We start from the raw sequence: 3,019 nt of genomic DNA, 5'->3' as shown, positions 1-3,019 counted from the left end.
ATGAGACCTGATATCAAGGTATATTTTCATTTTTATGTGTGGATAAATAACGTTGAAAAAGCAAGAAGAAATAAAAAGGGAAAAGTGGATGAGGATACTAAAAATTTGCTGTTATTCCTCTACAAACCCTAAGCAATTGTAGACATCACCAGTGAAGTTTAGGGTATTAAACTCAGATGTTATATCGTTTTCGGATAATCACTTATAATAAAGTTTTTGTTTGTAGTAGGACTTTAGCCCTTACAATACTTAGTTTTAGAGCTAGAGCAAAACTACGAGCCTAATTATAACTGTTCTACCGGACATGATATTAGAGAGTAAATGCACAGCAAAGATTAAGACAGCGTATTGGCTTAATATTTGGTATGTTCGGTGGGTTATGGCAGACAGTTAAGATTTTGAGGAGCGACTCATAATTATTTCCGCCTAACCCACCCTACGTCTACTACTCCTTTACTCCCTTTAACATTACTATGCACCACTACCAATTTCTCTATTATCTCTGCTCCCGACTTCCTATTCCCTTATACCAATTCCCATGCATTAATGCTATAGTTCCGATGGGACTTCAGTTATTAAGTAATAATAATGCTTCAGCAATGCTTGCATACGATTATCGGCATTAAACCAAAATATCTTATGTCTTTTAACCCTACTCCCTACTATCAATGAGATGTAGCAAGAATGCGTGATAAATGGTATTAGATAAAATTAGTAGAAACTATGATTAAAGTATTATTAGTCGATGATGAAAATTTAATCCGACGTGGATTAAAAGCTTTATTAAAATTAGAAAATTATTTGCAAATAATAGGAGAAGCTGAAAATGGAGAAATGGCAATAAATCAAATAGAAAATCTACAACCAGATGTAATTTTAATGGATGTACGAATGCCAATAATGGATGGAGTAGCAGCAACTAAAGAAATTTGTCAGCGTTTCCCAGAAGTAAAAATATTAATATTAACTACATTTGATGACGATCAATATGTCACTCAAGCATTGAAATATGGAGCAGCAGGATATTTACTAAAAGACACACCTTCAGAAGAATTAGGTCAGGCAATTCAAGCTGTATTTAAAGGTTATACACAACTAGGACCTGGCATAGGTAAAAAAGCTATTTCTCAAATGGCAATTCCTGTTAGTAACCTTCCCCAAAATTGGCAAGAATTAACACCAAGAGAACAAGAAATTTTAAAATTAATTGCTTCTGGTGCAAATAACCGAGAAATAGCCAAAACTCTCTATATTTCTGAGAAGACTGTAAAAAATCATATTACTAATATTCTCAGGAGGTTAAATTTACGCGATCGCACTCAAGCTGCTATTTTTGCCCATTCAATTTGATCTGGACAGGGAGTAGGGAATAGCGAGTAGGGAGTAGGGGCAAACGCCCGTTTGCTGATGCATAGCTGACGCTAACCCCTGTACAGGATGGAAGAAGAAAATGTTCCATCTCAACGCCATTACCAAATCTTTCTCGACCTCCCCATCTCCCCATCCCTCCATCTCCCCATCTCCCCATCTCCCCATCTCCCCATCTCCATTTGACTGGGAATCAAAATCAAAGACCAATAAGGAACATCAACCTGCTTAACCTCAGTAATGTCAACAATTCGCTGATTTGATTGAGTCGCCCTTTCAATATAAAGTGCCCTATGCAATAACCCTAAACGATTGATAACCCTACGGACTTTGGTAAAATGCCTCCCTAATTTAATGATAACCGCCGCATCAACAACAGCAAGACGATCGCTCAAAGTAGTTTCATCCAAAGTAGCGGGGATAATACTCAACACATCATTGCGATAAGTAATTGGCACACCGAGCATGGCAGCACTTGCCATTATGGAAGAAATTCCCGGGACAATTTCAGTAGGAAACTGTCTTGAAAGTCGCTGGAAAAGATACATAAATGAGCCATAAAGCATTGGTTCCCCTTCACATAACACCGCCACATCTGTCCCTACTTTTAGGTGTTCGGCAATCTTGGTGGCAGCTATATCATAATAGGGATGTGGCGATCGCTTAACATCAAACGGTAAAGACATAGAAATTTCTATCTGGTCGGGACGAATAAAGTCCGAGACGATCGCCCGTGCTAAAGCTTTACCATTTTCAGAAATAGGGTAAGCAATTACTGGAACAGTAGTCAAAATGCGGTGTGCTTTCAAGGTCAACAACTCTGGGTCGCCAGGTCCAATGCCTAATCCATACAGTCGTCCTAATTCTGTCATAAATCGCTCTCCTTTGCCAAAGCATTCACTGCCGAAGCAGCGATCGCACTCCCTCCACGTCTTCCATGGAGAGTAATAAATGGAATTCCTCGACTATTTGCTACCAGTTCAGCTTTTGATTCCGCTGCACCCACAAATCCCACAGGAAAGCCTAAAATTAGAGCAGGTTTTGCCATACCCTCATCCAGCATTTCTAGTAAGTGAAACAGTGCTGTTGGTGCATTACCAATGGCGATAACAGAATTCTTGCTCAGAGATTTCCATAATTCTATTGCTGTTGCAGAGCGAGTATTGTTAATTCGTCGAGCCATTTTAGGTACTTCTGGATGATTAAGAGTACAAATAACTTCATTATTAGCTGGCAACCGATGACGGATAATTCCATTAGCTACCATTTGAGAATCACACAGAATTGACGCACCATTAATTAATGCGGCACGTCCTACTTGCACTGCATCTTCTGAAGCAACTAAGTCTTCTACAATATTTGTCATACCGCAGGCATGAATCAATCTAACTGCAACATGAGCTAAATCCTGAGGAAATCTTTCTAGGTTAACTTCGGAGCGAATCATAGCAAAAGATTTGCGGTAAATTTCTTCGCCGTTGCGAATATAATCAATCATTTTGGGGAAATTCGGTAATTGGTAATTGGTAATAGTTCAAATAAATTCATTGCTTTATGAAATAACAGTTTGGCAGAACTTGATTTCAAAATCTTATACCAGTTTGATAAATATTTGCTACAAATAGGTAGGCTATTTTTTAGGAGTAAACCC

At 38.5% G+C, this 3,019-nt stretch carries 3 protein-coding genes; 1 reads left to right on the top strand and 2 read right to left on the bottom strand.

Going from position 1 to position 3,019, the window contains the following annotated elements; genetic code table 11:
- The first annotated feature begins 723 nt into the window (after positions 1-723).
- Positions 724-1,350 (top strand): response regulator transcription factor, encoded by a 627-nt coding sequence (locus F6K13_RS25950; protein WP_124146279.1) that lies wholly within the window; start codon positions 724-726, stop codon positions 1,348-1,350.
- A gap of 119 nt (positions 1,351-1,469) precedes the next feature.
- Here the strand turns inward: F6K13_RS25950 and cobI are convergent, their stop codons facing one another.
- The gene (gene cobI / locus F6K13_RS25945) at positions 1,470-2,240 is read right to left on the bottom strand and encodes a precorrin-2 C(20)-methyltransferase (protein ID WP_124146280.1); all 771 of its coding nucleotides are present in this window, start codon (positions 2,238-2,240) and stop codon (positions 1,470-1,472) included.
- Entirely contained in the window at positions 2,237-2,866 is a 630-nt protein-coding gene (locus F6K13_RS25940) for a precorrin-8X methylmutase (RefSeq protein ID WP_124146281.1), read from the bottom strand. Before F6K13_RS25940 ends, cobI begins: the two co-directional genes overlap by 4 nt.
- Positions 2,867-3,019: the final 153 nt, after the last annotated feature.

Origin of the sequence: Okeania sp. SIO2B9 (genome assembly GCF_010672505.1) — a bacterium.
Classification (GTDB): domain Bacteria; phylum Cyanobacteriota; class Cyanobacteriia; order Cyanobacteriales; family Microcoleaceae; genus Okeania; species Okeania hirsuta.
The sequence above is the reverse complement of the archived record's forward strand: the minus strand, read 5'-3'. Positions and strand labels throughout refer to the sequence as shown.

Bases quoted from the DNA above. Each gene is read 5' to 3' on its own strand.
- F6K13_RS25950 (WP_124146279.1), top strand. From the start codon at position 724: ATGATTAAAGTATTATTAGTCGATGATGAAAATTTAATCCGACGTGGA.
- cobI (WP_124146280.1), bottom strand. From the start codon at position 2,240: ATGACAGAATTAGGACGACTGTATGGATTAGGCATTGGACCTGGCGAC.
- F6K13_RS25940 (WP_124146281.1), bottom strand. From the start codon at position 2,866: ATGATTGATTATATTCGCAACGGCGAAGAAATTTACCGCAAATCTTTT.